We start from the raw sequence: 24,347 nt of genomic DNA, 5'->3' as shown, positions 1-24,347 counted from the left end.
TCGATCATTCTTATAATTTTGATTGCAAACCTTTTATCGGCTTGTGCATTAGCACCAAAGCTAAAACAGCCCAATGACAGGAACCGCGTGCCTATTAATAAAACAATCCCTGCCGAAATCAAGCGAGGAGACAGATGAAAACAAAACAAGCAAAACCAGTGAAAGCCGAACAACTTAGAAGTTATTATGAAGAAAGCCGTGGCTTAGAACGTGATCTTATCAATGAATTTATAAGGTCGCGCAGAACGGCATGGCGTGTTGCGAGTACTGTGGGTCTTTTTGGCTTATTCGGTATGATATGTGGAGTTGTTGGATTTTCTCAACCAGCTCCAACTCCCTTAGTATTGCGCGTTGATAATACGACGGGTGCAGTTGATGTTATCTCAATCATGCGTGAACACGAAGAAAGCTATGGTGAAGTTGTAGATAGATATTGGCTAAACCAATATGTACTTAACCGCGAAACTTACGACTACGATACTATTCAACTGAACTATGACACAACAGCACTTTTAAGTGCGGCATCTGTTCAACAAGAATATTATAAAATCTATGATGGAGAAAATGCACGGGACAAAGTGCTTTCCAACAAAGCACGTATTACAGTTAAAGTACGATCAATCCAGCCTAATGGACTCGGTCAAGCAACTGTACGTTTTACGACTCAGCAACTTGACAGCAACGGTGCTGCTACTGGACCAAAACAGCACCAAATTGCAACAATTGGTTACACCTATGTTGGTGCACCCATGAAATCATCTGATCGATTGCTTAACCCCCTTGGTTTTCAAGTAACAAGTTACCGTTCTGACCCAGAAATACTGTTGAATGATTAAGGAATTGATTGTTATGAAAAAACTTGCGTTCGTTGTTCTATTGTCTTCGTTTTCTTCTCTTTATACGGTACCTGTGCAGGCGCTCAAAAGTCCATCAAATTCACAATATGATCACCGCATTCGCTATATAACATATAACGAAGCCGATGTGGTTCAAATTGAAACAGTTCTTGGTGTGGCAACACATATTATTCTTGAAGAAGGTGAACAGTACATAACTCATGCCTTTGGTGATTCTGAAGCCTATGCCTTTGCTCATAAAGGGCGGCATATTTTTATTAAACCAAAAGCAGAACTTGCCAATACCAATCTCATCGTTGTAACCGACAAACGGAGTTATAAATTCCGACTACAATTTCGGAATGACCGTGCGGGATCAACATATGAATTGGCTTTCCATTATCCCGATTCAAACGATGAAAAGTCAGAAGAAAACAATCGACGCCTTGCGATTGAACGTGGTTTTCACCAAAGCGTCAACGGCTATAATCTCAGTTATACCATGAGTGGTCACCAAGATATTGCTCCGATAAATGCTTGGGACAATGGGCGTATTACTTACTTTAAATTTCCCGCTAACATGGATATGCCATCGATTTATGTCGTAGATGCTGAAGGTAATGAAAGCTTAATACCACGCACCGTTATCGGCAGTTCTAATGATATTATCGCCGTTCATAAGGTCAATCCTAAATGGCTTATACGGCTTGGTAAACGCGCTCTAGCTGTTTTTAATGAAGCCTATGACCCCAATGGCGTACCAAACACAACAGGGACAGTATCTTCGGTGGTTTATCGTATCAATAAAGGAGGAAAATGATGTTTGACAATAAGGAAGGAGAGGGAAAAGGTACAAAACTGGACAACGTCGAACAAAAACATATTGAAGGTACCTATGGAGGGTCCGAACTAGGTTCTGAACGTCGTCCAACAATTCCAGGTACCCGTGCATTGTTAATGGTAGGACTTATTGTCATAGTAGCGATACCGATTGCCTTGACTTGGAAAGCTTTTAAAATGCGTAATACCGTGGAGGTTGAGGAAGAAAAACCACAACAAATAGTACAGCAAATTATACCAAACTATGTCCCTCGGATTATAGAAGAGCCAAAGATTGTAGAAGAAGCAGAAAAATCAACACAAACAGAAGATTCAAACTTGGATATTCCACCGGCCTTGAGTAAGCTTCTTCAAACAGCCATTCCTCCACATATGCTCCAAGATTCTGAAGAATTAGCACGCAAACGTATGCTCAGTTCTAGCCTTAACAACGGTGGTAGCGAAGGATCTACAGATACAAATAATAAAGCATCGAATAATGATAGAGGTAATGGCGTATTATTTGATAACCTTCAGCCTGTGCGTTTAGGTCAATCACATGCGATGCAACTTCGTAACCGTGACTTTTTGATTACACAAGGAACGCAAATAGATTGTACATTAGAAACAAAAATCATTACATCACAACCCGGAATGACGACGTGTCATTTAACACGCGATATTTATTCCACGAGTGGACGTGTTGTTTTGCTTGACCGTGGTTCTAAAGTCGTTGGTTTTTACCAAAGTGGCATACAACAAGGACAAACGCGCGTGTTTGTGCAATGGTTACGCATTGAAACGCCTTCTGGTGTTGTTGTCAATCTTGACTCACCAGGCACAGGTCCTCTGGGTGAAGCGGGTATTGGTGGCTGGGTTGACAGACATTTTTGGGAACGATTTGGTAGTGCAATTATGGTAAGCATTATCGGTGATTTAGGAGAATGGGTAAGAGGAAAAGTTGGTAAAAGCAGCAAAGAAAATAAAGATAACTCACAAAATAAAGGAGCTCAGAATGCTGAATCTATAGCAATCGATGTTCTTCAAAATTCCATCAATATCACACCAACACTTTACAAAAACCAAGGCGAACGAGTAAATATTTTTGTTGCTCGTGATCTGGATTTCAGCGATGTCTACAGTCTCGTCACACGTTAACCCGATACAAAAAGATCAAGCAGTTTTTCAGCTTCTGCAACCGCTTGATTGTTTTTTAGAAGATCCCACGATCACTGAATTATCGATTTGCCGCCCCTGTGAAGTATGGACGAAAAGCTTTAAGGGTTGGCAAGTACATAGCGTACCAGAGTTAACAACCACTTTTTTGCAAACGCTTATTACAGCTATTATCGTTTATAACGGTATGGCTCCCAGAAGTATTAATTATGTGCTCTTGCCTGGTGGACAACGTGGTACAATTATACAAACACCAGCTGTTGTTGATGGTGCTCTTTCCTTTGTAATTCGTAAACATTCTCTCATAGTTAAAACGTTAGAAGAACTCAAAGAAGAAGGGGCATTTGACGATTTTTCTGATGTAAGTTTTAATAAGCCTTCAGCAAAAGAAGCCAATAACTTGTTATCGAGGCAAGACTTCACACGGTTGGAACCATTTGAAGTTCAACTCTTACAAAGTAAACGTGAGGGAAAAATTCTTGAATTTTTGGAAGAATGCGTCCTTCACAAACGCAACATTATTATTGCAGGCAAAACAGGATCTGGTAAAACAACATTTGCTCGCTCTTTAATTGAAAAGGTCCCTGTAGAGGAGCGTATTATCACAATTGAAGATGTTCATGAGCTTTTTCTACCCAATCATCCCAATCATGTACATATGATTTATGGTAACAATGTAGGTCGTGTTTCAGCTGAAGAATGCCTAGATGCGTGTATGCGTCAGTCGCCTGACAGAATTTTTCTCGCTGAATTGCGAGGCAATGAAGCATGGGAATATCTCAATTCGCTCAACACTGGTCATCCCGGATCGATTACAACAACGCATGCTAACAGCGCTTTGCAGACATTTGAGCGATGTGCCACCTTGATTAAAAGATCAGAAATTGGCCGGCAACTCGAGTTAGAAATGATAAAAATCGTTCTCTATACAACAGTTGACGTAGTGTTGTTCTTTAAAGATAGAAAACTCTCTGAAGTCTTTTACGACCCGATTTTTGCTAAATCAAAAATCGCTTAAGGGGAGCTTCCTCTCTCGGTAATATGAAGCAAACAAAAATAGCCGTAACTAATTGTTACGGCTATTTATTTAACTTTTCCTATTCTCTTTGCTTCTCCGATGGATTTTCTACACTCTTCATGAAGAAAAAAGTTAATAGACAACAACTCTACGAGAAAACCAAATTATACATAAGGCTCTCTTTATTCTCTTGCCTTTGATCATTCTTTCCATTTACCTTTTGAAAAGTATCTTTGATGCAAAAAAGAAAAAATAGCTGCAAAATAAATATTTAAACAAAAGAAAAGAATAAATTTTGATTCGCCTATCAATGAAAGCTTCGTAAAATAGGTACTTTCGATCATCACAAATAATTATCGTCATCAAGACCAAAACTTATCGTTTAAAAATTCTAAGCGCTATTTTCAAGTGATTAATAAATATGTTTTTTAACCAAACAATCTCCAAATACGGAAAACCTCATACGAAATAAATTATCATTTCGATTTAGCATCCATAAACTACATTCTATTTGGTAATAAAAAGTATAGTGGTATATAGACGTCTTCTTCGGACGAAGAAAGATTCTTAACCTCCAATTGTTCGTAAACAACCAAATTTCTCTTAAGCAAGCTTTGCTAACCATATCACGTGGCTTATGTCCCTCTCCTAAAGACGATATCCATAGATTCCATAAGGTAAGCTCTACTCTGAATATTCCTGCTCTCTTCTCTGCACCACAAAAAGCAAAAATTCCTAAAAGAACAGACCTACAATCACTCTTCTTAAGCCACGTCACATTGACTTATAAAGAGTGTTCATTATTTTGCGTGTTGGATAAGAGATCTTAGTACCGTAGGATTCTCTCATTTCAAAGCTGTTTATTAACCAAAACCATGTCTCTTGCACATTATAAGTAAATAAAGCCGTATAGAATGAAACTGTACAAAAAAGCACTAAAAATGCCTTTTATAAACCATCCAAAATGCCAAAAATTGTCACAACATTGGGAGTTTGCAAAGTGTCTAATGGCGCCCAACTTGCTCTTTTATGAAGTGTAAAAATGGAGATGCTCTATAAATTTTATATTATTCATCGAGGCTTTACCATTATACCATCCACGAGCTCTTTAGTGAAATAAGCTTAGGCACCTTAAAGAAAGGTTTCTTAAAAACAAGCTTGCAAATTGACAAGCAAAGTGTATTTGGCTCGGGGCGTTCTGTTTTACATAAGGGTTTTGATCTTATTAAAGAACGAGAGAAACAAAAGCGTGAAGCAATGCGTAATCTCTATTATTTAAAAGACATTACTCTAGATGCTTTTGAAAGTCGTAAAGCAGAATTAAAAAATGATGCTAAAAATGGAAACTGGTTTGCACCTTTACAGCTTCATATTCTCCTCAAATTAGGCGGCTGTATAGCAACTTTCAAAGATTACGCCAACAGAGATACATAATACTCTTAACTCCCATTTGATAAGTAAAAGCTGCAACAGCAAAAGCTCTTTTAGAAAAACAACGCCATAAAGTCATTAATAAACCGGCAATGAATTGGAGAAATGTTCCAGATTTTTATCAAACACTCTGCAAAGCAACAATAATGATACAACTGGCTTTGCGTCTGCTTATTCTTACAGGTGTTCGTACCCATCTCTTGCATCAATTCGTGAAGATCAGATTGAAGAGGATATATGGACAACTCTTGGCTCGAGAATACGAACGGTCTGCGTGATACTACAGGAGATTTCGCATGTCACTATGATCACAAATATTAAAAATTTTAAAACAAGCACGCTTGTTTTTTCGCAATGATTTCTGTTTTCTGTAACCGGTCGTAGTCCTTATTAAGGTGAATTTCCTATCACAATATATAAGAGAGGTTAGGTTAAAAACCTGTCCACGTAGATTTCGCTCTAGTTTACGTAATTGGCTAACAGACTCCACCTATTACACCTCAAAGGACGAAGCCTCTTAACACGCCACTGATCTGCAAACAATCCGCCCCCTCACCTAGCAGATTTCACCTTCTAACCACTCTAATTACCACATCCTAAATAAGATAGTGTTTTACAGCACAACAGAATAAATACCAAAACAATGGCTGATTATACCGTTAATACTTGGACACCTCTCTTTCATGTTAAGAAATATCTTTATGCTAAAAAATAAAATAAAAAACACTTTTACCGCTTAAATAACTTTCTTCAGCATATATACAAGAAAAAATGAAATCCCCTAACATTATAAATAAGACCTAAACCTAGAAATCTCTATTTTTTATAGATAAAAACATATAAAATAAAAACCTACGAAACTCATAAAAATACAACATGTTTTCTTTGATGATTGAATTCATTCAACTCAAACGAACCTATAAACATCCCTATTCCACATTCGCAACATGTGTTCTTAGAATTCTCACTAGTGTTTTCTAAATTTTTAGAAAAAACTATAAATTTGATATTTTTTAAAAACGTCTTATTTGCTCTTTAGTGAATTTAAATCTATGATGTTACAATATTTTTAAATTACTACCCCCTTAACTATATATCTATCTCTACAATAGAGAGGGATTTTACGTTCTCCATTTTTTAAGAACTATAAATTTTGCTTTTTAATGCGATTAACAATCCAATCTTTAAAACAAAAAATATGACCTTTATATATATAATGATATTATCAAAAATTCCTAATCCTTGAATATTAGCAATGTTTTCGATATTACAATAAATGTGTCGTAAAATGACGAATTGTCATAATGATCACTCCTTTGTATTTCATTTAGATAATTTACATGCGTTATAATATTTGTATCAGCATTTATTTTTTGTGCTCTATTTATACAGAGTAATCATTTTTTATAAAAAATGATTACTTGAATCTGCATCAAATTATAAATTATGATGCGAATTTAATAAAAATAAAAACACATGGCATATTGATTTTATTGTTTTTACATAGAACGCTATTTAAAGTATAGTTTACTCGAAAGACTAATGCCTTTTAAAGGCAATAATAACTATACTAACCGCCTCATAGAAGCCAATAAATTTTTAGATATTAAGCCTCAAAGAGGCACAAAAACACGCACAATTTTCTATTTTTCTTTTTACTGTTCGTTAATCGGTCAATTTTCAAAGATAATATTCAACTATGAGTTTTCTGCTCAGCCATTGCAAGGATTGCTTCTACAAGGATTGCTTAAATTTTTAGGGATTACTTCACTTTTAGAATGATTATAGCTACTGCGCCCCCATAAGCAGCCGATCTTCTTTTAGAGATTTAATTGCTAAAAGGAGATACAATTTTCCACCTTGCGCTTTATTTTGATCAATCAGTAAATTTTCAGAGGCGGCGTTCAACCATGAGTTTTTTAATTTCAGCAATTGCTTTCGCTGGATTTAATCCCTTTGGACAAGTTTGCGCACAATTCATAATCGTATGGCAACGATAAAGGCGGAAAGGATCTTCTAAATTATCAAGACGTTCACCACACATCTCATCACGTGAATCCGCAATCCAGCGATAAGCTTGAAGCAAAACAGCGGGCCCCAAATAACGATCACCGTTCCACCAATAACTTGGACATGAAGTCTGACAACACGCACACAAAATACATTCATAAAGGCCATCGATTTTTTGGCGATCGGAGTGACTTTGTAACCATTCTTTTGCAGGTTCAGGAGAAACTGTTTGCAACCAAGGCTCAATGACTCGGTGTTGTGCATAAAAACGCTTTAAATCAGGAACCAAATCTTTAACAACCGGCATGGAAGGCAACGGATAGACCTTAATGGGATGTTTTACATCATCCATCCCTTTGGTACAAGCTAATGTATTGGTTCCATCAATATTCATCGCACATGAACCACAGATGCCTTCACGGCATGATCGACGAAGTGTCAAAGTTGGATCAATATGGTTTTTAATAAACAAAAGCCCATCAAGAATCATAGGACCACAAGCAGAACGATCCACATAATAAGTATCTAAATGAGGATTTTCCTCATCATCAGGCGACCAACGATACACGTGAAATTCCGTCAGCTTTGTAGCGCCTTCAGGTTTAGGCCAAACCTTTCCCGGTTTTACTTGAGAATTTTTGGGAAGCTTAATTTGTACCATATTTTATTCTCCCCTTAATAAACCCGTTTTTTAGGTGCAATGCGCTTTAAATCGATCCCACCATCAGCTTCAGATGTTAACGGGTCCACATGGACAGGTCGATATGATAATGTCACCTTACCCTCTTTTGACAAATGTGAAATCGTATGTTTACGCCAGTTTTTATCATCACGCTCTGGATAATCTTCACGAGCGTGAGCACCACGGCTTTCTGAACGTGCTTCGGCAGAATGAACAGTCATGATTGCATTCGCCATAAGATTTTCAAGCTCTAATGTTTCAACCAAATCAGAATTCCATATCAGAGAACGATCTGTGACTTTGAGATCCGACAATTCCCCCCAGATTTTATTCATCCGTTGACATCCCTGTTTCAAAGAATCTTCTGTACGGAAGACTGCTGCGTCTTCTTGCATCGTGCGTTGCATTTTTTCACGCAATACAGCTGTTGGTATTGCCCCTTGTGCAAAACGTAAACGATCAAAACGCGCTATAATTTCGTCAACAGCTTCTTCATTGATGGGTGGAATTTCTGCATTCCGATCAATAACTTCACCCGCGCGAATGGCAGCAGCACGACCAAACACCACAAGATCAATTAATGAATTTGACCCCAAGCGGTTAGCACCATGAACAGAAGCACATCCTGCTTCTCCTACCGCCATCAGCCCTGGTTGAATACGATCAGGCGAATCAGCCGTTGGATTGAGAACTTCCCCGTAGTAATTGGTAGGAATCCCACCCATATTATAATGAACCGTTGGCAAGATGGGGATAGGCTCTTTTGTTACATCCACCCCTGCAAATATCCGTGCTGATTCTGAAATCCCTGGTAACCGCTCATGCAAGATTGCAGGATCAATATGATTGAGAACCAAATGAATATGGTCCTTCTTAGGTCCAACGCCACGTCCTTCACGAATTTCAAGTGTGATACAACGTGAAACCAAATCACGTGAAGCCAAATCCTTAAAGGAAGGTGCATAGCGCTCCATAAAGCGTTCACCTTCAGAATTGATTAAATAGCCTCCTTCACCACGAGCTCCTTCTGTAATTAAGCAGCCAGAACCGTAAATCCCTGTCGGATGGAATTGCACAAACTCCATATCCTGAAGTGGCAATCCAGCACGTGCGATCATTCCACCACCATCACCCGTACAGGTATGCGCCGATGTCGCAGAAAAATAAGCGCGTCCATAACCACCGGTTGCAAGAACAACCATTTTGGCAGAAAAACGATGTATTGTACCATCATCGAGATTCCATGCCACAACCCCCGTACAAACCCCATCCGTCATGATGAGATCGAGTGCAAAATATTCAATAAAAAATTGCGCATTATGCTTTAAGCTTTGTCCATAAAGCGTATGCAAAATGGCATGGCCTGTACGGTCAGCTGCTGCGCAAGTACGCTGAACAGGTGGACCTTCACCAAATTGTGTCGTATGTCCACCAAAAGGACGCTGATAAATTTTGCCTTCTTGCGTTCGCGAAAAAGGAACGCCATAATGTTCTAATTCATACACAGCAGCAGGAGCATTACGCACCAAATATTCCATTGCATCGGTATCGCCCAACCAATCAGAACCTTTCACGGTATCATATAAATGCCACTGCCAATTGTCAGGTCCCATATTTGAAAGCGATGCAGCAATTCCCCCTTGTGCTGCAACCGTATGTGAGCGCGTTGGAAAAACCTTCGTAATACAAGCTGTCTTTAATCCTTGTTCTGCCATACCCAGTGTCGCACGTAATCCTGCACCACCTGCCCCAACAACAACAACATCAAATTTATGATCCACAGTGCGATAAGGGGCGTTACCTGCTTTAGCACCCAGAGATGATCCTGTACCCGCCATACTTGTTTAACCCCCTAATGCAATTTTCAAAAGAGAAAAAATAATGATACCACCTATGAGAAAACAAAATAAAATATTTAACGTCAAAAAGAATATCCGAAAACCTTCACGTGGAATATAATCTTCAATCACCACCTGCATACCAAGTTTCATATGATAAAGGACCGAAAAAGTCATCAACCCCATCAAAATAGCAACAATAGGATGTGCAAGTCTTGCACGCACAATACTATAATCCTTGCCCACAAGCGAAAGAATAAGAACAATAAAAAATATCAAAAGTGGTAGATTGATAAACCCCGTCAAACGTTCTAGCCAAAAATGCTCTGTTCCTTCATGAGCACTGCCACGCCCCCGTACTTTTCCAAGTTCCGTTCGAAAATCTTTTTTCATGTCTCTTTTCACCCCCAGCTAAACAACGGTATATCCAATAATCCAAATCGCAAAAGTAACAATAAGAGAAATAAACACTGTCGCCCAAGCAGTGACTGTTGCCTTTTCTTTTGCCAAAAGGCAAGGCTTCAGATCCCAAACAATGTGGCGAACACCACCAACCATGTGATGAACCCCTGCCAAAGTATAAAGAAACAAAATACACAATCCAAACCAAGAACTATAAATTTCGTAAACTGTTTTAAATGTCTCCTCGCCACACGCAATAGCAATTAACCAAACAGCAAGAAAAACCGTTCCAACATAAAGCGCCATACCCGTAATTCGGTGTGCAATGGACATGGCCATAGTAATTGTCCAACGATAAATACTTATATGAGGGGAACGAGGGCGCTCTTTTATCCTAGTTGTCTCTATCATAAAATATCCTGACCTGGTTTATCATAAAATATCCTGACCTGGTTTTTGCAACCGCAATGAACGAGAAAGTCGCGCAAAACGACTAAACATACTCTCTCGTTTTTACTTGTTTGGCATCTCAAGATACCGATATTACAGGTCGGTTGTCTCAAATAACGGATTAAAGGTCACGCATAAAAAACCGATTACTCCCTGGATATGATCCGCAAAACTCGCCTTAATCTAATACACTTTTATCTTCACGTCAAAGGTCTAAAATCGTTTCCAAATATAAACAGACATTTTTTCAGATTAAACTTATCCTTTTGAGTATTCACGATATATGCAATAGTCTCTTAAACTGCACCCATAATTAAGAATAAAAAGAGGAAAAATTGATAGATTGAACATTTTTATGTCCACTCCAAGCCTTTTAAAAGGCAAAACGAATCAAGAAAGACACAAATAAGCGGCATAAAAGCCGCTTTTGCATAAAGTTTAGCCGATATAATCTTTACTCAGAAACTTGCTTTTCAACATCTGTGCTGACAGATGCTGCTTCTACTTTCTCAACAACCTTTTCAGCTTTTTTCCGATAATCTCTCTTTTCAGCGATACGTGCAGCTTTACCTCTCAAGCCACGTAGATAATAGAGTTTTGCACGGCGCACTTTACCACGGCGCACCAGCTCAACACCTTCAATCAAAGGAGAATAAACAGGAAATACCCTCTCCACCCCTTCACCATAAGAAATCTTGCGTACTGTAAAGGTCTCATTCAACCCACCGCCTGAACGCGCAATACAGACACCTTCATAAGCCTGAACACGCGTCCGTGTACCTTCTGTCACACGCACCATAACACGGACTGTATCTCCTGGCTGAAATGCTGGAAATTGGCGCTTTTCTTCAATTTTTGCACATTGTTCAGCTTCAAGCTGTGCGATAATATTCATTTCTTTTATCCTTCATGTTCTTTATCGAACAGTCAGAGCGCTCAACTCTTACCAAAAAAGCCTTTATTAAGAATAAGGAGCTCTTTAGGCTATGTCTTACACAGGAGCGAATACACCATTCCTTCATTTTAATTTTGGAACTACAGAAAACCTTTTATAAAAAACTCTCTAAAAAGAGAGCCATGCAATACACCACCTTATCATATGAATCAAGTTTTCTGATGATTTTTATTATAACGTGCATAAAGATCAGGGCGACGTTGACGTGTTAACAATTCGGCTTGGCTTTGACGCCAATCTGCGATCGCTTTGTGATGACCTGAGAGCAATACAGGCGGAATACCCCGCCCTTCGAAAAGAGAAGGGCGGGTATATTGCGGATGTTCCAGCAAGTCATTTTCAAAACTTTCACACCTTGCAGAAGCTGCATTCCCCATCACTCCAGGCAGAAGACGTATAATAGCATCTAAGATAACCAATGCAGCTGTTTCACCCCCTGAAAGAATATAATCACCAATAGAAACTTCTTCTAATTCTCGTGCTTCTATGACTCGCTCATCAACCCCTTCAAAACGTCCACAAACTAACGTTACACCCGTATCACGAGCCAAGCTATGCGCGTAAGCTTGGTCAAAAGGGCGTCCACGTGGACTCATCAACAATCTTGGCGAATCCTGTGGACAGCAATCAAGAGCAGCCGCCAATACATCCGCCCGCATTACCATACCAGCTCCCCCACCAGCAGGTTTATCATCAACGCTATGGTGTTTGTCTAAAGCAAAATCCCTAATCTGTACCGTCTCCAGTGACCAAATTCCACGCTCTAAAGCTTGCCCTGCTAAAGAATACCCTAAAAAACCAGGAAACATTTCAGGATAAAGGGTTAAAACGCGCGCCTGAAATTTCATTTTATTTCTTATCCTTATTTTCTTAAACAGACTCTTAATAGCAAAAATAGCACAAACAAGACTTTTAACGCTATAGCGTTAATCTGAGTCTTCTTGATCTGCGCCATATTCAATACGATCCTTCTAAATACTTGCACTAAAAAAGACTCTAAAAATTCAGGACTATTTCGAGATAAAGTGCTTACAATATCTGCTCAAAAGAGCATTTTTAATATTTTCACACATTCCACTTTTTATTGACGAAATTCATCTGTTGTTTTTTACCTTCATCTTTATTTTTAGATTCAAGCTATTTCCTTTTTATCATTGTCTCCCCCATCAATTAAACCAGCGGCCATGGGATCAACAACAAGAAAACCAGAATCCATACAAATTTCTGGTACCGCCGCCTTACTAAAGGGAATAAGAACTCTTTTACCTGTATTCAAACGTATTTCAAGCAAATCACCAGCCCCGAAATTAAAAAAACCACACACTTCACCTAAGATTTTCCCCCCACAATCTTGGACACACAAGCCTATTAAATCGACTTGATAAAACTCATCCTCCATCAAATCATCAATTAATTGATCACGCGTCACATAAAGGCGAATACCTTTTAAAGACTCAGCCGCATTACGATTTTCTACCCCTTTAAAACGTACAATCGCCTTATTTTTTTGTATGCGAAGAGTTACAATTTCATAAGAACGCCCCATATCATCATAAAGAGTGCTGTAAAACTTGAAACGCTGTGGCTCAGCACTTAGAATTTTAACAAAAACATCTCCCTTTATACCATGAGGCATACCAATAATGGCAAGATAGACTTTATTTTTAAGCTTTTCTTTATTATACTTCATGCAAAAATATTATCTCTCAAAAATGAACCCTTCAATCTTATAGTTTTCTATTCAATCTTGTTGCCATATGAGACAATCTTCTAAAAGACCTTTCTTGGTAACAAAAACAAATTAATAAAGGAGAAAGTCTTATGGCAAATATTATGCTATTTTACAAAGATATCACACCAATCAACAAAATTTCCCATAAAAATCTAAAATTTGCTCCTCCAAGTGATATGTCTTTTGCCAAGGATACTCATTGGGTTCCTTTAGCAAGTACTGAATATTTTCAAGCAGCGCTAGACTATCCTATTTTATTTATGTGCGCTGAAGATGAACAAAAAAAACGGCACTACACATCCGCAGCTCTTGTCGGTCTTTCTAATGACGAAAATGACTATATCGCTTCTGATAAAAGTTGGAAAAACAATACTTATGTTCCAGCTTTTGTCCGTCGCTATCCTTTTGTTTTGGCACAAATTAGCAATGAAAAAGAACTTTCTGTCTGCTTTGATCAACAGTCCGGTATGTTTAATGAAGTTGCAGGAACAGAACTTTTTAATTCCGATGGCTCTATTTCTCCTTTTATGGAAGAACGTATTCGCTTTCTTGAAAGTTTTAAAATCGCTATGGAGAAAACCTCTGAGTTTATTGATGCTCTTGTAGAAATGGATCTCCTAAGCCAAAAATCCATCAATGTGAAAAACGATAAAGGTCTCTCAGCGCAATTGGAACATTTTTGGGTTGTTGATGAAGAAAAATTGAATAAATTATCAGCAAGCCAACTTGCCAAACTTCATAAAAATGGCTTTTTAGGATTAATTTTTGCGCATTTGATGTCAACACACAATCTTGTGAAAATACTCTCTCTCAAAGGTGAAAAGCAACTTATCAATCGTGAAGAGCAACCCCAAAACAAGAATGGTCATTCTAACGATGAAAAATCTAAAAAGAAAGAAACTCTCAACTAGATAATGCCCATCAAAAACGACAAGAGAAAAGATGAAAACATTCCTCTCATTCCAGCAGACCATGCAATTTTAAACGCAAGGAAAAATTGGTTAGAGTGTCTTACCCAAACACGTCGTATGTCAGCACAAACAGTGCAAGCCTATGAACGTGATACGCGGCAATTTTTGTCTTTTCTCTGTCAACACTTAAGCCATACACCAACTCTTACAGATCTTGCTCATTTACGCGTTAGTGACTTGCGTGCTTATCTTGCTTATCGGCGAACAAATAATGTAAGTGCTCGTTCTTTAAGCCGCGGAGTAGCAGGCATCCGTTCTTTTTTCAAATACTTATCACGTGAAGGAATCGTCAATGTTCCCGCAGCTCAACTTATCCGAAGCCCCAAACACCCCAAATTGCTCCCAAAACCTTTAGCGATAAAATCAGCACTTCACATAGTCAAACAAGAAAATCAACTGGAAAATGAACCTTGGATTACCGCGCGTAATGCTGCTGTCCTCATGCTTCTTTATGGCTGTGGAATGCGAATATCAGAAGCCTTAAGCCTCACACCAGAACAATTTTCTGATCCTGAAAAAACAAGTTTATTTATAACAGGAAAAGGCGGCAAAACACGCCTTGTTCCTCTCATCAAAATTGTTTACGAAGCTGTACAAAATTATCTCAAATGTTGCCCATATCCTTTATTGGATAACCAACCCATATTTCGTGGGGCGCGAGGCGGTCCCCTACAGCCCGCCATTATTCAGAAAACTGTACGCAACTTACGAACAAGCCTTGGTTTACCAGAAACTGCAACGCCTCATACACTGCGCCATTCTTTTGCCACCCATCTTTTATCACGGGGGGGAGATTTGCGCACGATTCAAGAACTTCTTGGGCACGCTAGTCTTTCCACCACACAAATCTATACCCACGTCGATACAGACCATTTGTTAAAAATCTATCAAAAGGCCCATCCCCGTTCCTAAAAACGTCTCATCAAAAAATTAGAGTGTTTCAACCTCAAGTGCCAAAGCATGAACACAAGTAGCTAACTCTTCTTGTAAAACTTTATAAATCGCTCGATGTATTTCTACGCGTGTCATATTAGAAAAAGAAGAAGATAAAATTTTCACTCGAAAATGTGTTTCTCCTTTACCATCAAAAGCATGTTCATTATGAGGATGCCCCTCATGAAGATGACTTTCGTTAATCACTTCAAGCTTTTGCGGATGAAAAGCATCCTGAAGCTTTCTCTGAATTATTGTTTCTATAAACATTTTTCATTCCTCAAACAAAATGAACGTGCAAAAATAACCTTTTTCATAATAGAATAAGTGTGAAAACAAATTTTTCAAAAGTCAATTCTTGTAAAATTAATCAATTTTGCATAAACCAATAATATGACAATAACATCTAAATTATTCGATTCAATTCGCATAAGCTCAAATAAAAAACAAAAAGCTGAGCCAGAAGCACAACAGTGTCAGTGGGAAGGTTGTGAAAAAACAGGGTCCCATAAAGCACCAGCAGGTCGAAATCACGAAGGACAATATTTATATTTTTGTATTGAACACGTACGCGCCTACAATAAAAATTTTAATTACTTCTCTGGTCTTAGCAATAAAGATATCGCAAAATTTCAAAAGGATGCTCTCACAGGACATCGTCCGACATGGCCTACAGATCTGAGCAATGGTACATCGAAAAAAACAGCCGCGAATTATGCAAAGATTCGCTCTGGAACAGCTGCCTATCAAAATCGCATGCGCGATCCCTTCACGCTTTTTACTGGGCAGCATTCAAACAATAAGTTCTCACGAAAATTAAAGCCCTTAGAAGCAAAAGCTTTTGATACACTGGGACTACAGGCAAACGCTTCAGCAGAAGACATCAAAATGAAATATAAAGAGTTGGTAAAAAAGCACCATCCTGATTCCAATGGTGGTAATCGTGCTTCAGAAGAGCGCTTTCGTGATGTTTTACATGCTTACAATTTGCTAAAAAAGTCTGGTTTGTGCTGAAAACATGCGCTTATATGAGTCTATTTTCATTTAGACCATCATTATTTGCGCAAAATGTTACTTTTTTTGCAAAACATTATAGAATACGTAAAAAAATCTTTCTTCAATATCTAAGGCTCTCATTATAGAGCATTGCATAAATACTTTAACTCTTGTATCGTTTCTAATGAATAAATAGCGTCCTCTCCCTTCCAGAAACATAATGACAAATCTTACCGTTGAAAATTTGCCCGATATTACACTTTGTGCTCGCGATCTATTTCATATTGAAACAGATCTGAAAGTCCCTGCTTTTAGCACAAAAAGTCCCCATGTTCCTGATATCGATCCTGATTATCTTTTTGATCAGCAAACAACTTTAGCGATTCTCGCAGGTTTTACCTTTAACCGCCGTGTAATGGTTTCTGGCTATCACGGTACAGGGAAATCAACGCATATTGAACAAGTTGCTGCACGTCTTAACTGGCCTTGTCTTCGCATTAATCTCGATAGTCATGTAAGTCGTATCGATCTTGTAGGAAAAGATGCTATCGTTTTAAAAGATGGCTTACAAATCACTGAATTTAAAGAGGGCATTTTGCCATGGGCTTATCAAAATAATATTGCTCTTGTTTTCGACGAATATGATGCGGGGCGTCCCGATGTTATGTTTGTCATCCAACGCGTTCTTGAAACCTCTGGAAAACTAAGCTTACTTGATCAAAGCCGTGTCATCTCTCCACACCCAGCATTTCGTCTTTTTGCAACAGCAAACACCATTGGTCTTGGTGATACAACCGGTCTCTATCATGGTACCCAACAGATCAATCAAGCTCAAATGGACCGCTGGTCTATTGTTACGATACTCAATTATTTACCCCATGATAAAGAGGTTAATATCATTTGTTCAAAGGTCAAATCTTTTCAAACGGCTGAGGGAAAAAAGACAATTTCACAAATGGTTCATGTTGCTGATATGGTACGCCAATCTTTTATCAATGGAGATCTTTCAACTGTCATGAGTCCACGTACCGTCATTACTTGGGCAGAAAATACAACAATTTTTCAAGATGTCGGCTTTGCCTTCCGATTAACCTTTCTCAATAAATGTGATGAACTCGAACGTGCCACTGTTGCAGAATTTTATCAACGCGCCTTTGGACAAGAGCTTCCCGAATCACTCATTCATGGTGTTTCGCCTTAAGGAATCTATCACTCATGGCTACCGATATTGGCGACAACAAAAATCCGGCAAAAGACTCTTCAAACAACACTCTTAATACTGAAGCTTTTAAAAAAGCACTTTCCACCTGTATGCGTGCAATTGCAGGCACAAACAACCTTGAAGTTTCCTTTAGTCATAACCGACCATCTTTAAGCGAAAGTTGTGCGCGTTTACCAGAATTACCTCAATACGCAACGAATAAAGACATCACCATTACCCGCGGATTAGGTGATTCCATGGCTCTGCGCAAAGCATGGCATGACAACCGCATTCACATGCAATTTGCTCCACTAGAATCAGAAGCGCGTGCTATCTTTGAAGTCCTCGAACAAACACGTGTTGAATCAATTGGTACTTTAGCCATGGAGGGACTTGCAAAAAATCTTGATGTCATGCTCGCCGATAAATACAAAAGAGCCCATTATCATAAAATTAGCAACCAAAGTGAAGCCCCCATCCAAGAAGCGATTGCACTTTTATTGCGTGAAAAAATAACAAAGCGCGCAGCTCCAAGAGAAGCGGGTTCTGTCTTAGAATTGTGGCGTAAAGAACTCGAACAAAAAGCAGCATCACAACTCAATGAACTCCCACAACATATTTACAACCAAAAGGCTTTTGCACAGATTGTTCGCCAAATGCTTGTTACACTCAAAATGACAGTGCAACAAGCTGAAGCTTCTAACAGTGAAAACAATAAAAAATTAAAAAATGCGTGTGAACCTCAAGACCAAGCAGAAGAAGAGAGTAAAAACAAAAAACACGCTCAAAGTGAAGAACAAACCAGCACTGAACAAGAAAGTGATGTGCAAGATGATGGAAAAACACAAGCGACACAATCAAACAACAATGATCAAGCTGACGGCGAACAAAAAAATGGACCTTGGCAAGAAAAGCCGAGCAAACCCAAACACCTTTTTTCTGATTCGGAACAAATGGAAAGACTTGGCAATTATAAAATCTTCACCCGTCAATTTGATGAAATTTTGGAAGCAACAGATTTTTGTTCTGAAAACGAGTTAGATCACTTACGCCGTTATCTTGATAAGCAAATCAATCATCTCCAAAACATCGTTGGACGTTTAGCAAACCGTCTCCAGCGCCGCTTGATGGCGCAACAAAATCGCAACTGGAACTTTGACCTTGAAGAAGGATATCTTGATACAACACGGCTTCCACGTCTAATTATTGACCCCATGCAACCCCTTTCTTTTAAAATGGAAAGCAACACCCAATTTCGGGACACAGTTGTTTCACTCCTCATTGATAATTCTGGCTCAATGCGCGGACGCCCCATTAGCGTTGCTGCAAGTTGTGCTGATATTTTGGCACAAACTCTTGAGCGTTGTGGTGTCAAAGTTGAAATTTTAGGTTTTACCACCAAAACTTGGAAAGGGGGAAAATCGCGCGAACAATGGCTTACCCAAAACAAACTCCATAATCCTGGACGCCTCAATGATTTATGCCATATCATCTATAAAAGTGCTGATACCCCATGGCGTCGCGCACGACGCAATTTAGGTTTGATGATGCAAGAAGGATTATTAAAAGAAAATATCGACGGAGAAGCTTTGATTTGGGCTCATCAACGCCTTTTATCACGGCGTGAACAACGTCGCATCCTCATGGTCATTTCTGATGGTGCTCCTGTTGACGATTCGACACTATCGGTCAACTCCAGCAATTATTTAGAAAAACACTTACGCGCAGTGATTCAAGAAATCCAAACACACTCCCCTATCGAACTCATTGCCATTGGAATTGGTCATGACGTCACACGTTATTATCAACGTGCTGTAACAATTATGAATGCTGAAGAACTCGCCGACGCCATAACAAAACAATTAGAAATACTTTTTAGTGATAAAAGAACTCATATTCATAAGAAATAAACCTGCCTTGAATCAGCAACGATTACATTTTAAAAAATTATCTCTATCATTAAACCATCGGAATTTGATGACTAACAACCTGAGAAGATAATCCCACAAATTGAATATCGAACTTTAAGGAAGCTTCTACTTTACTGGATGCATTATGAATCCTAAAAGAAATGCTCCAACCATCTTCAAAAATTATAATGAGTTTGTTTTTACTTTCTGGTTTTAGTGCAACGGATAAAATTTTGCTTGGAATTTTCCATTTACGACCATATCCTAGAGTGCCATTCAAATTAAAAGACTGAATAATAACCCGTTTTTGTTTAGATCTTGTATCTATCATAATCTTATAAAAATCATAAGAACCTATAACATACTGAAACAATAGCTTCACAAATTTATCTTGATAATCTAAACAAAGCCTTTGAAGTTCTTTAGAAAAAGCTTCTAGGATTGGAAGATAAACTCTGCTGTCTTTATCCTCTATATCTCTAAAGAACATCTTCTTATCTCTAAGCTCTGCTAAATAATCAAAAATAGGCCTAACCTCATTGAAATAAACGCTGCTACAAGAATAACCTGTCCATTCTTTACCAAAATCTATTTTACTGGAAAGGCGAGGATGTTTGATAGCGCTATGATTATGTTTTGCAGAAATACCAATAGGATTTTCAGGAACTTTTAAAATAATATCACGGACATCTCCTTTGATCCCAACAAAATCTTCCTGAAGAACAATAGTTTTCGTGTTTCTAATATTTTTATCATGTAACTGTAAAAAAACGGCTGCTTCAATAGAAGCAAGATTTAAAAGCCTTTTTTCAGTATCATTAAATAAATTATAAAAAGACTCCGCTATTTGAAAAGACGAATTAAACTCTATAGAAGCCTTTGTTGCTTTTTTAAAACCCATAGCCAAAGCATATTCAAAGGCTTTTCCATTTTCTACCTGATTCATGCAATTTCCTAAAGATCCTTACTCAAAATTACGAGTTCATTTGATTTTTTATTGTTTCCCATACCGTAAGTCCATTCAGGATTAAGTATTGTATGTCCTTTATAAAGTTCTCTAACTTCCACACAATCATTATAAGATAAAACCCATCCTTGACGCTTTCTCAAAAGTTCAGCAAGAGCTTGATGATCAAAAGAATTATGTTTATCGCCTTTGTGACCGTAAAGTTTTTGATTAATAAGGTACGGAGGATCACAATAAAGAAAATCGTTAGAGTGTTTAGGAATACTTTCTGTAAAATCTCTGTGTTCCACTATGAAGTTTTCAATCTTAAAATCTTTAAGCCGTTCAATAGAACGATAATTGAATCGGGGATGTCCTGGAGACATACCACCAGAAAGTGTCGTTCCGGAAAAAGAAGAACGATTAAGAACAAAAAAAACGGCAGCAATCTCTAATTGATTTTTAATATTCCCAAAAGTTTTTTGGAGATTATAAAACATTACGGGAGTCATATCTTCATATTCTCTCACTTTTTCTGCAAGAGCTGAAGCATCTTTCAAAAGCATCTGCCAAAAAATAACAAGCGGCTTAAAAGCATCATAAGCATAAACCCTTGTTCCTCTTTTTGCTAAGGTTAATTCAATTGAACCGCCTCCCACAAAAGGAGAACATAAAGTTTTCTGTTTCCTTATATAGTTATTAATAATCATAGGAACAGCACGACTTTTCCCTCCCGGATAACGAAGAGGTGATTTTACAATAGGCAACTCCCTAGTCTCTCTCTGTTTTTTCAAGGAAGTTAATACAAAATTATCAAATAAAGCCTCTGTATGATCTGTTTGATTTATCATTTTATTCATACTATCAGCTCCAAGTATCGCATTTCTAACCTACAATTATCTAAAATAAACACTCGAAGCGTTTGCCAAATTCTACAGAGATCGCATTATAACAAATTGTAAATTCATTAACATATCTGCACAAACATTTGTTACTAAAATAATGATAAATATCAGTATAACCAAATTTTAAAACTGTCAAAAAAGACTTGATACCATTGGTATTTATTTTTCTATTTATATACTACCCAAATGTATATCGAAATGTTTTTTCCTTTATAAGAACCAAGTTTCTTATAGCTCAAATAATCATAAGTAAGACATCACAACTCTTAACAAAACATTTTTGATCCTTTATAAGAGCTTTATTATCTGTTTTTAATGCTGATAAGATGCTCTTATCCCATACTGAATCAGTCAAAACCATTTCCTTACACATCGTAAGCATAGATGATGTATGGATAAATACAACTTGAGAAAAGAATCAAAATACCTCTTATAAATCCGCTTAAATTCTGCCCTTATAGGACATAACTCCCCTCCCCTCTTCATTTAGCAAAACAAAAGAACAAAGACCATTATTTGTTACAAACAAAAGAAGAATCATCCTTTGAAGGACTTTGATAAAGAGGAAGCTTTACAATATTAAGAATTGTTCCATAAGGAATCAACATAAACAGGCTCATAATAATTTTTACCGAAAAATCACCAAAAGTAAGCGATAGCCAAACTGGCATGCCTATCCCTCCCAAAACAGTACTCTCCACCAGTGAACTATCTGCATACCCTGTTATCTTATCAAAAACAGCAAACGAGCTAGAAAAAGCAAGAGCAAAAAACAGCACTGTATCCAAAGCTGAACCAACCAACGCTGCTGCTAAAGGTGCTTTCCACCATGTTTTACGTCGCAAAGGAGTAAAAACCACAATATCAAGGAGTTGCCCAAATAAAAATGCAAAACTAGAAGCAAGTGCAAGCCGTGGTGTCGCCAATATCCAAGAAACAAAGACACCCGTAAAAAAACCAGCATAAACCACACGCCGCGCAGCAAATGGACCATAAAAACGATTGGTCAAATCATTGATTAGAAAAGCAAATGGATAGGTAAAAGCCCCATAAGTCAACAGCGCATTCAAATCAAACCAATAGACAGGATATTGAACTAAAATATTAGAAGCCGTGACAGCAAGGCACATTGCAAAAATAGAAAAAACAACATACCTTTTCTTTTGCTGTTCTAATAAAAGACCGCTTGAAGACATTTTTTTTAACCTGGGATATGGAACCAATAAAATGAAACGATCAACCTGCAAAAAACTTAACTTCTAGAAAAGAAAACCGAAATCAAAGCGTTAATAAACCAAAAAGAATGGCGGCGTTGATAAACCAAAAAGGATGGCGCTAACAATTATGCTGCCTGTTCAGCCTTTTGCTCACCTTCTTGCTCAGCTTTTTTCTTAATGATTTGGCGTTTTAGCAAACGCGCACGTTGCGACAACTCTTTATCGTCTGCTTTAATCAAAAAACCATCAAGACCACCGCGGTGCTCAACAGAACGCAATGCATTTGCTGAAATACGCAAGCGATAACTTTGCTGTAACACCTCTGAAATCAATGTCACATTGCAAAGATTTGGTAAAAAACGACGCCGAGTCTTATTATTCGCATGGCTAACATTATTACCATACAGAACCGTCTTCCCTGTCAATTCACATGCACGAGACATAAACTTCACCCTTAAACTCTAAGAAACTTTCAAATCCCCATACCCAAAGGACACAATGAACGCAAAACACGCGCAATGCAACCTTGAACGGGCATCATTGGGAAGTTTCTTTCTAATAGGGGGTCGACAACAAAAGGTCAAGTCTTTTATAAAACCTTTTTCATCTCTTGTTGGCTCATTTTTCATCTTTTTCCTCAATAAGGCGTGCAAATTCTGCCAAAAAGCGTACAAAATGTTTCTTTTAATATATACCATGTTAGAATAAAAGCCTATTGTCCCGAAAGGAAGCACAAATCATGAGCAAAAAAGACCCCCCCATGACAAAGCTTCAGGGAAATTCTTGCCGTTTTTCTTCTTTTTTATTTGGAACTTTATGTATTTGTTTTTTTCTTCTCTTCAGTGCATTAGGTATATGGCAAGTACAACGGTTAAACTGGAAAACAAATCTTATCACCAGTACCAATCAGCGCATTCATTTGCCCCCCATAAAAGCCCCTCCAAAAAATCAATGGTCAGATGTTACTTTTGAAAAATATGAATATCAACCTGTTATTATCACAGGAAAATTTTTAACAGATAAAAATATTTTAGTCACTGCTGCCGCTCAAAATACTACAGGCTATTGGGTTTTGACTCCCTTACAAACTGCTGATAATACACTGATCTTTATCAACCGTGGCTTTATCCCCATGGATGAACGTAACAATTTTCAAAACACAGAGCAATCGCATACAAATGCCTTATCTCAGCAAAATTCTACCACAGACACAGAACAAACAACGATTATAGGTTTATTACGCATGAGTGAAAAAAATGGATTTTTCCCGCGTAAAAATAATCCTGACAAAAATTTATGGTATACGCGCGATCTCCCCGCCATGGCACAAAAACTTGGTTTGTCCACTGTTGCCCCTTATTTCATTGATGCCAGAAAAACATCTCCACAAGCAAAACTTCCCGTCGTTGGTCTTACGATTATCCATTTTCGAAATAATCATCTCGTTTATGCAATCACGTGGTTTATTTTAGCTGCTGGTGTGTTAGGAGGTTTTCTTTTTCTGCTACGGCAAAAAAACTAAAAAAATACCTCTTCCATCTCAAGTAACAAAAATTTTTAGAATCTTGAAAACTGATAAAGAGAATAAAATCTACCAACTTGCGCCTTTGTTAAATTAAAGATCATAGGCATACAATGAACTTTATACCATCCACAAAAGATTTACGCGACACTCTTAAAAAAACATCATAAAATAGGGTTGATTCATTAAAAAAGATGTAATGCCCTAAAATGTGAAGAAATGCATTATCTTCACTCTTAAAAAGAATTGTCATAAACGCTTTTGAAAAACATAAAGTCAAATTTAAAAATAATAGGAAAGATGAGCACTCATTTTTGCCTTTATAATTTTATATCCTTGCTTCATTAGATTGGTTCCCATTTCAGAGATTACTCCAATTCATATACGCAATACTTTC

Annotated in this window: 24 protein-coding genes; 12 read left to right on the top strand and 12 right to left on the bottom strand. The window is 37.8% G+C overall.

The features are described from left to right. The 6 genes from ACFINE_RS02775 to ACFINE_RS02750 all read left to right on the top strand — a co-directional run. Positions 1 to 138 (top strand): TrwH protein (locus tag ACFINE_RS02775; RefSeq protein WP_375620961.1); only part of this gene is annotated, 138 nt, incomplete at its 5' end. After that, the gene (locus ACFINE_RS02770) at positions 135 to 836 is read left to right on the top strand and encodes a virB8 family protein (RefSeq protein ID WP_375606007.1); all 702 of its coding nucleotides are present in this window, start codon (positions 135 to 137) and stop codon (positions 834 to 836) included. The genes ACFINE_RS02775 and ACFINE_RS02770, both read left to right, overlap by 4 nt. Before the next feature lie 13 nt (positions 837 to 849). Then, the gene (virB9, locus tag ACFINE_RS02765) at positions 850 to 1,656 is read left to right on the top strand and encodes a P-type conjugative transfer protein VirB9 (protein WP_375606008.1); all 807 of its coding nucleotides are present in this window, start codon (positions 850 to 852) and stop codon (positions 1,654 to 1,656) included. After that, complete coding sequence (virB10, locus tag ACFINE_RS02760; RefSeq protein ID WP_375606219.1) at positions 1,656 to 2,813, top strand: type IV secretion system protein VirB10; 1,158 nt, start codon at positions 1,656 to 1,658, stop codon at positions 2,811 to 2,813. Before virB9 ends, virB10 begins: the two co-directional genes overlap by 1 nt. Next, the gene (gene virB11 / locus ACFINE_RS02755) at positions 2,788 to 3,849 is read left to right on the top strand and encodes a P-type DNA transfer ATPase VirB11 (RefSeq protein ID WP_375618302.1); all 1,062 of its coding nucleotides are present in this window, start codon (positions 2,788 to 2,790) and stop codon (positions 3,847 to 3,849) included. The genes virB10 and virB11 overlap by 26 nt, the downstream gene beginning before the upstream one ends. Positions 3,850 to 5,007: 1,158 nt before the next feature. Beyond that, positions 5,008 to 5,283, top strand: a complete 276-nt coding sequence (locus ACFINE_RS02750; protein ID WP_375612248.1) for a hypothetical protein — start codon at positions 5,008 to 5,010, stop codon at positions 5,281 to 5,283. Between the two features lie 1,888 nt (positions 5,284 to 7,171). Here the strand turns inward: ACFINE_RS02750 and ACFINE_RS02745 are convergent. The 7 genes from ACFINE_RS02745 to rimM all read right to left on the bottom strand — a co-directional run bounded on the left by ACFINE_RS02745 (position 7,172) and on the right by rimM (position 13,307). After that, positions 7,172 to 7,951, bottom strand: a complete 780-nt coding sequence (locus tag ACFINE_RS02745) for a succinate dehydrogenase iron-sulfur subunit (RefSeq protein ID WP_005774220.1) — start codon at positions 7,949 to 7,951, stop codon at positions 7,172 to 7,174. Positions 7,952 to 7,965: 14 nt separating this feature from the next. Further along, positions 7,966 to 9,810, bottom strand: a complete 1,845-nt coding sequence (sdhA, locus tag ACFINE_RS02740) for a succinate dehydrogenase flavoprotein subunit (protein ID WP_375620955.1) — start codon at positions 9,808 to 9,810, stop codon at positions 7,966 to 7,968. Between the two features lie 6 nt (positions 9,811 to 9,816). Continuing rightward, the gene (gene sdhD / locus ACFINE_RS02735) at positions 9,817 to 10,203 is read right to left on the bottom strand and encodes a succinate dehydrogenase, hydrophobic membrane anchor protein (protein ID WP_375612246.1); all 387 of its coding nucleotides are present in this window, start codon (positions 10,201 to 10,203) and stop codon (positions 9,817 to 9,819) included. 18 nt (positions 10,204 to 10,221) lie between these two features. Beyond that, on the bottom strand, positions 10,222 to 10,623 hold the full coding sequence (gene sdhC / locus ACFINE_RS02730; protein WP_375620954.1) for a succinate dehydrogenase, cytochrome b556 subunit: 402 nt from the start codon (positions 10,621 to 10,623) through the stop codon (positions 10,222 to 10,224). A 493-nt stretch (positions 10,624 to 11,116) separates the two neighbouring features. Further along, positions 11,117 to 11,557: a 50S ribosomal protein L19 gene (gene rplS, locus ACFINE_RS02725; protein WP_375612245.1), complete on the bottom strand. Its 441-nt coding sequence runs from the start codon at positions 11,555 to 11,557 to the stop codon at positions 11,117 to 11,119. Between the two features lie 209 nt (positions 11,558 to 11,766). Then, positions 11,767 to 12,465, bottom strand: coding sequence for a tRNA (guanosine(37)-N1)-methyltransferase TrmD (trmD, locus tag ACFINE_RS02720; RefSeq protein ID WP_375612244.1), 699 nt, complete (start codon positions 12,463 to 12,465; stop codon positions 11,767 to 11,769). 284 nt (positions 12,466 to 12,749) lie between these two features. Continuing rightward, positions 12,750 to 13,307, bottom strand: a complete 558-nt coding sequence (gene rimM, locus ACFINE_RS02715; RefSeq protein ID WP_375618306.1) for a ribosome maturation factor RimM — start codon at positions 13,305 to 13,307, stop codon at positions 12,750 to 12,752. A 131-nt stretch (positions 13,308 to 13,438) separates the two neighbouring features. Between rimM and ACFINE_RS02710 the strand changes: the two genes are divergently transcribed. Together ACFINE_RS02710 and ACFINE_RS02705 are read left to right on the top strand one after the other, a co-directional pair. Further along, the gene (locus ACFINE_RS02710; protein WP_375620953.1) at positions 13,439 to 14,260 is read left to right on the top strand and encodes a SapC family protein; all 822 of its coding nucleotides are present in this window, start codon (positions 13,439 to 13,441) and stop codon (positions 14,258 to 14,260) included. 3 nt (positions 14,261 to 14,263) lie between these two features. Further along, entirely contained in the window at positions 14,264 to 15,232 is a 969-nt protein-coding gene (locus tag ACFINE_RS02705) for a tyrosine recombinase XerC (RefSeq protein WP_375620952.1), read from the top strand. 18 nt (positions 15,233 to 15,250) lie between these two features. Here the strand turns inward: ACFINE_RS02705 and ACFINE_RS02700 are convergent, their stop codons facing one another. Continuing rightward, complete coding sequence (locus ACFINE_RS02700; RefSeq protein ID WP_375612716.1) at positions 15,251 to 15,523, bottom strand: BolA family protein; 273 nt, start codon at positions 15,521 to 15,523, stop codon at positions 15,251 to 15,253. Between the two features lie 123 nt (positions 15,524 to 15,646). Between ACFINE_RS02700 and ACFINE_RS02695 the strand changes: the two genes are divergently transcribed. The 3 genes from ACFINE_RS02695 (at position 15,647) to cobT (ending at position 19,360) form a co-directional block, all read left to right on the top strand. Beyond that, a complete protein-coding gene (locus tag ACFINE_RS02695; RefSeq protein ID WP_375612239.1) occupies positions 15,647 to 16,267 on the top strand; it encodes a J domain-containing protein in 621 nt (206 codons plus the stop codon). Positions 16,268 to 16,469: 202 nt separating this feature from the next. Then, the gene (cobS, locus tag ACFINE_RS02690; RefSeq protein ID WP_375612717.1) at positions 16,470 to 17,450 is read left to right on the top strand and encodes a cobaltochelatase subunit CobS; all 981 of its coding nucleotides are present in this window, start codon (positions 16,470 to 16,472) and stop codon (positions 17,448 to 17,450) included. A gap of 14 nt (positions 17,451 to 17,464) precedes the next feature. Beyond that, positions 17,465 to 19,360 (top strand): cobaltochelatase subunit CobT, encoded by a 1,896-nt coding sequence (gene cobT, locus ACFINE_RS02685; RefSeq protein WP_375620951.1) that lies wholly within the window; start codon positions 17,465 to 17,467, stop codon positions 19,358 to 19,360. A gap of 49 nt (positions 19,361 to 19,409) precedes the next feature. Here the strand turns inward: cobT and ACFINE_RS02680 are convergent, their stop codons facing one another. The 4 genes from ACFINE_RS02680 to rpmB all read right to left on the bottom strand — a co-directional run bounded on the left by ACFINE_RS02680 (position 19,410) and on the right by rpmB (position 22,871). Next, positions 19,410 to 20,306 (bottom strand): HaeIII family restriction endonuclease, encoded by an 897-nt coding sequence (locus tag ACFINE_RS02680; RefSeq protein WP_375620950.1) that lies wholly within the window; start codon positions 20,304 to 20,306, stop codon positions 19,410 to 19,412. Positions 20,307 to 20,314: 8 nt separating this feature from the next. Beyond that, complete coding sequence (locus ACFINE_RS02675; RefSeq protein ID WP_375620949.1) at positions 20,315 to 21,166, bottom strand: DNA adenine methylase; 852 nt, start codon at positions 21,164 to 21,166, stop codon at positions 20,315 to 20,317. A 557-nt stretch (positions 21,167 to 21,723) separates the two neighbouring features. Next, a complete protein-coding gene (locus ACFINE_RS02670; RefSeq protein ID WP_375620948.1) occupies positions 21,724 to 22,407 on the bottom strand; it encodes a VUT family protein in 684 nt (227 codons plus the stop codon). Between the two features lie 146 nt (positions 22,408 to 22,553). After that, positions 22,554 to 22,871 carry a 50S ribosomal protein L28 gene (gene rpmB / locus ACFINE_RS02665; protein WP_375612235.1) on the bottom strand — a complete coding sequence of 106 codons (318 nt, stop codon included), beginning with the start codon at positions 22,869 to 22,871 and terminating at the stop codon, positions 22,554 to 22,556. Between the two features lie 296 nt (positions 22,872 to 23,167). Between rpmB and ACFINE_RS02660 the strand changes: the two genes are divergently transcribed. After that, positions 23,168 to 23,950, top strand: coding sequence for an SURF1 family protein (locus tag ACFINE_RS02660; protein ID WP_375620947.1), 783 nt, complete (start codon positions 23,168 to 23,170; stop codon positions 23,948 to 23,950). Positions 23,951 to 24,347: the final 397 nt, after the last annotated feature.

It is taken from the genome of Bartonella sp. AA97HXZ, assembly GCF_042196985.1.
Classification (GTDB): Bacteria; Pseudomonadota; Alphaproteobacteria; order Rhizobiales; family Rhizobiaceae; genus Bartonella.
This window is presented reverse-complemented; position numbering and strand designations above follow the sequence as displayed.

Excerpts from the sequence above, each read along its gene's own strand:
- ACFINE_RS02710 (WP_375620953.1), top strand. The coding sequence starts at position 13,439 with ATGGCAAATATTATGCTATTTTACAAAGATATCACACCAATCAACAAA.
- trmD (WP_375612244.1), bottom strand. The coding sequence starts at position 12,465 with ATGAAATTTCAGGCGCGCGTTTTAACCCTTTATCCTGAAATGTTTCCT.
- rpmB (WP_375612235.1), bottom strand. The coding sequence starts at position 22,871 with ATGTCTCGTGCATGTGAATTGACAGGGAAGACGGTTCTGTATGGTAAT.
- ACFINE_RS02770 (WP_375606007.1), top strand. The coding sequence starts at position 135 with ATGAAAACAAAACAAGCAAAACCAGTGAAAGCCGAACAACTTAGAAGT.
- ACFINE_RS02745 (WP_005774220.1), bottom strand. The coding sequence starts at position 7,951 with ATGGTACAAATTAAGCTTCCCAAAAATTCTCAAGTAAAACCGGGAAAG.
- ACFINE_RS02695 (WP_375612239.1), top strand. The coding sequence starts at position 15,647 with ATGACAATAACATCTAAATTATTCGATTCAATTCGCATAAGCTCAAAT.
- ACFINE_RS02660 (WP_375620947.1), top strand. The coding sequence starts at position 23,168 with ATGAGCAAAAAAGACCCCCCCATGACAAAGCTTCAGGGAAATTCTTGC.
- ACFINE_RS02675 (WP_375620949.1), bottom strand. The coding sequence starts at position 21,166 with ATGAATAAAATGATAAATCAAACAGATCATACAGAGGCTTTATTTGAT.
- sdhA (WP_375620955.1), bottom strand. The coding sequence starts at position 9,810 with ATGGCGGGTACAGGATCATCTCTGGGTGCTAAAGCAGGTAACGCCCCT.
- ACFINE_RS02680 (WP_375620950.1), bottom strand. The coding sequence starts at position 20,306 with ATGAATCAGGTAGAAAATGGAAAAGCCTTTGAATATGCTTTGGCTATG.
- cobT (WP_375620951.1), top strand. The coding sequence starts at position 17,465 with ATGGCTACCGATATTGGCGACAACAAAAATCCGGCAAAAGACTCTTCA.
- sdhC (WP_375620954.1), bottom strand. The coding sequence starts at position 10,623 with ATGATAGAGACAACTAGGATAAAAGAGCGCCCTCGTTCCCCTCATATA.
- ACFINE_RS02670 (WP_375620948.1), bottom strand. The coding sequence starts at position 22,407 with ATGTCTTCAAGCGGTCTTTTATTAGAACAGCAAAAGAAAAGGTATGTT.
- rplS (WP_375612245.1), bottom strand. The coding sequence starts at position 11,557 with ATGAATATTATCGCACAGCTTGAAGCTGAACAATGTGCAAAAATTGAA.
- cobS (WP_375612717.1), top strand. The coding sequence starts at position 16,470 with ATGACAAATCTTACCGTTGAAAATTTGCCCGATATTACACTTTGTGCT.
- sdhD (WP_375612246.1), bottom strand. The coding sequence starts at position 10,203 with ATGAAAAAAGATTTTCGAACGGAACTTGGAAAAGTACGGGGGCGTGGC.
- rimM (WP_375618306.1), bottom strand. The coding sequence starts at position 13,307 with ATGAAGTATAATAAAGAAAAGCTTAAAAATAAAGTCTATCTTGCCATT.
- virB11 (WP_375618302.1), top strand. The coding sequence starts at position 2,788 with ATGTCTACAGTCTCGTCACACGTTAACCCGATACAAAAAGATCAAGCA.
- virB10 (WP_375606219.1), top strand. The coding sequence starts at position 1,656 with ATGTTTGACAATAAGGAAGGAGAGGGAAAAGGTACAAAACTGGACAAC.
- ACFINE_RS02705 (WP_375620952.1), top strand. The coding sequence starts at position 14,264 with ATGCCCATCAAAAACGACAAGAGAAAAGATGAAAACATTCCTCTCATT.
- virB9 (WP_375606008.1), top strand. The coding sequence starts at position 850 with ATGAAAAAACTTGCGTTCGTTGTTCTATTGTCTTCGTTTTCTTCTCTT.
- ACFINE_RS02700 (WP_375612716.1), bottom strand. The coding sequence starts at position 15,523 with ATGTTTATAGAAACAATAATTCAGAGAAAGCTTCAGGATGCTTTTCAT.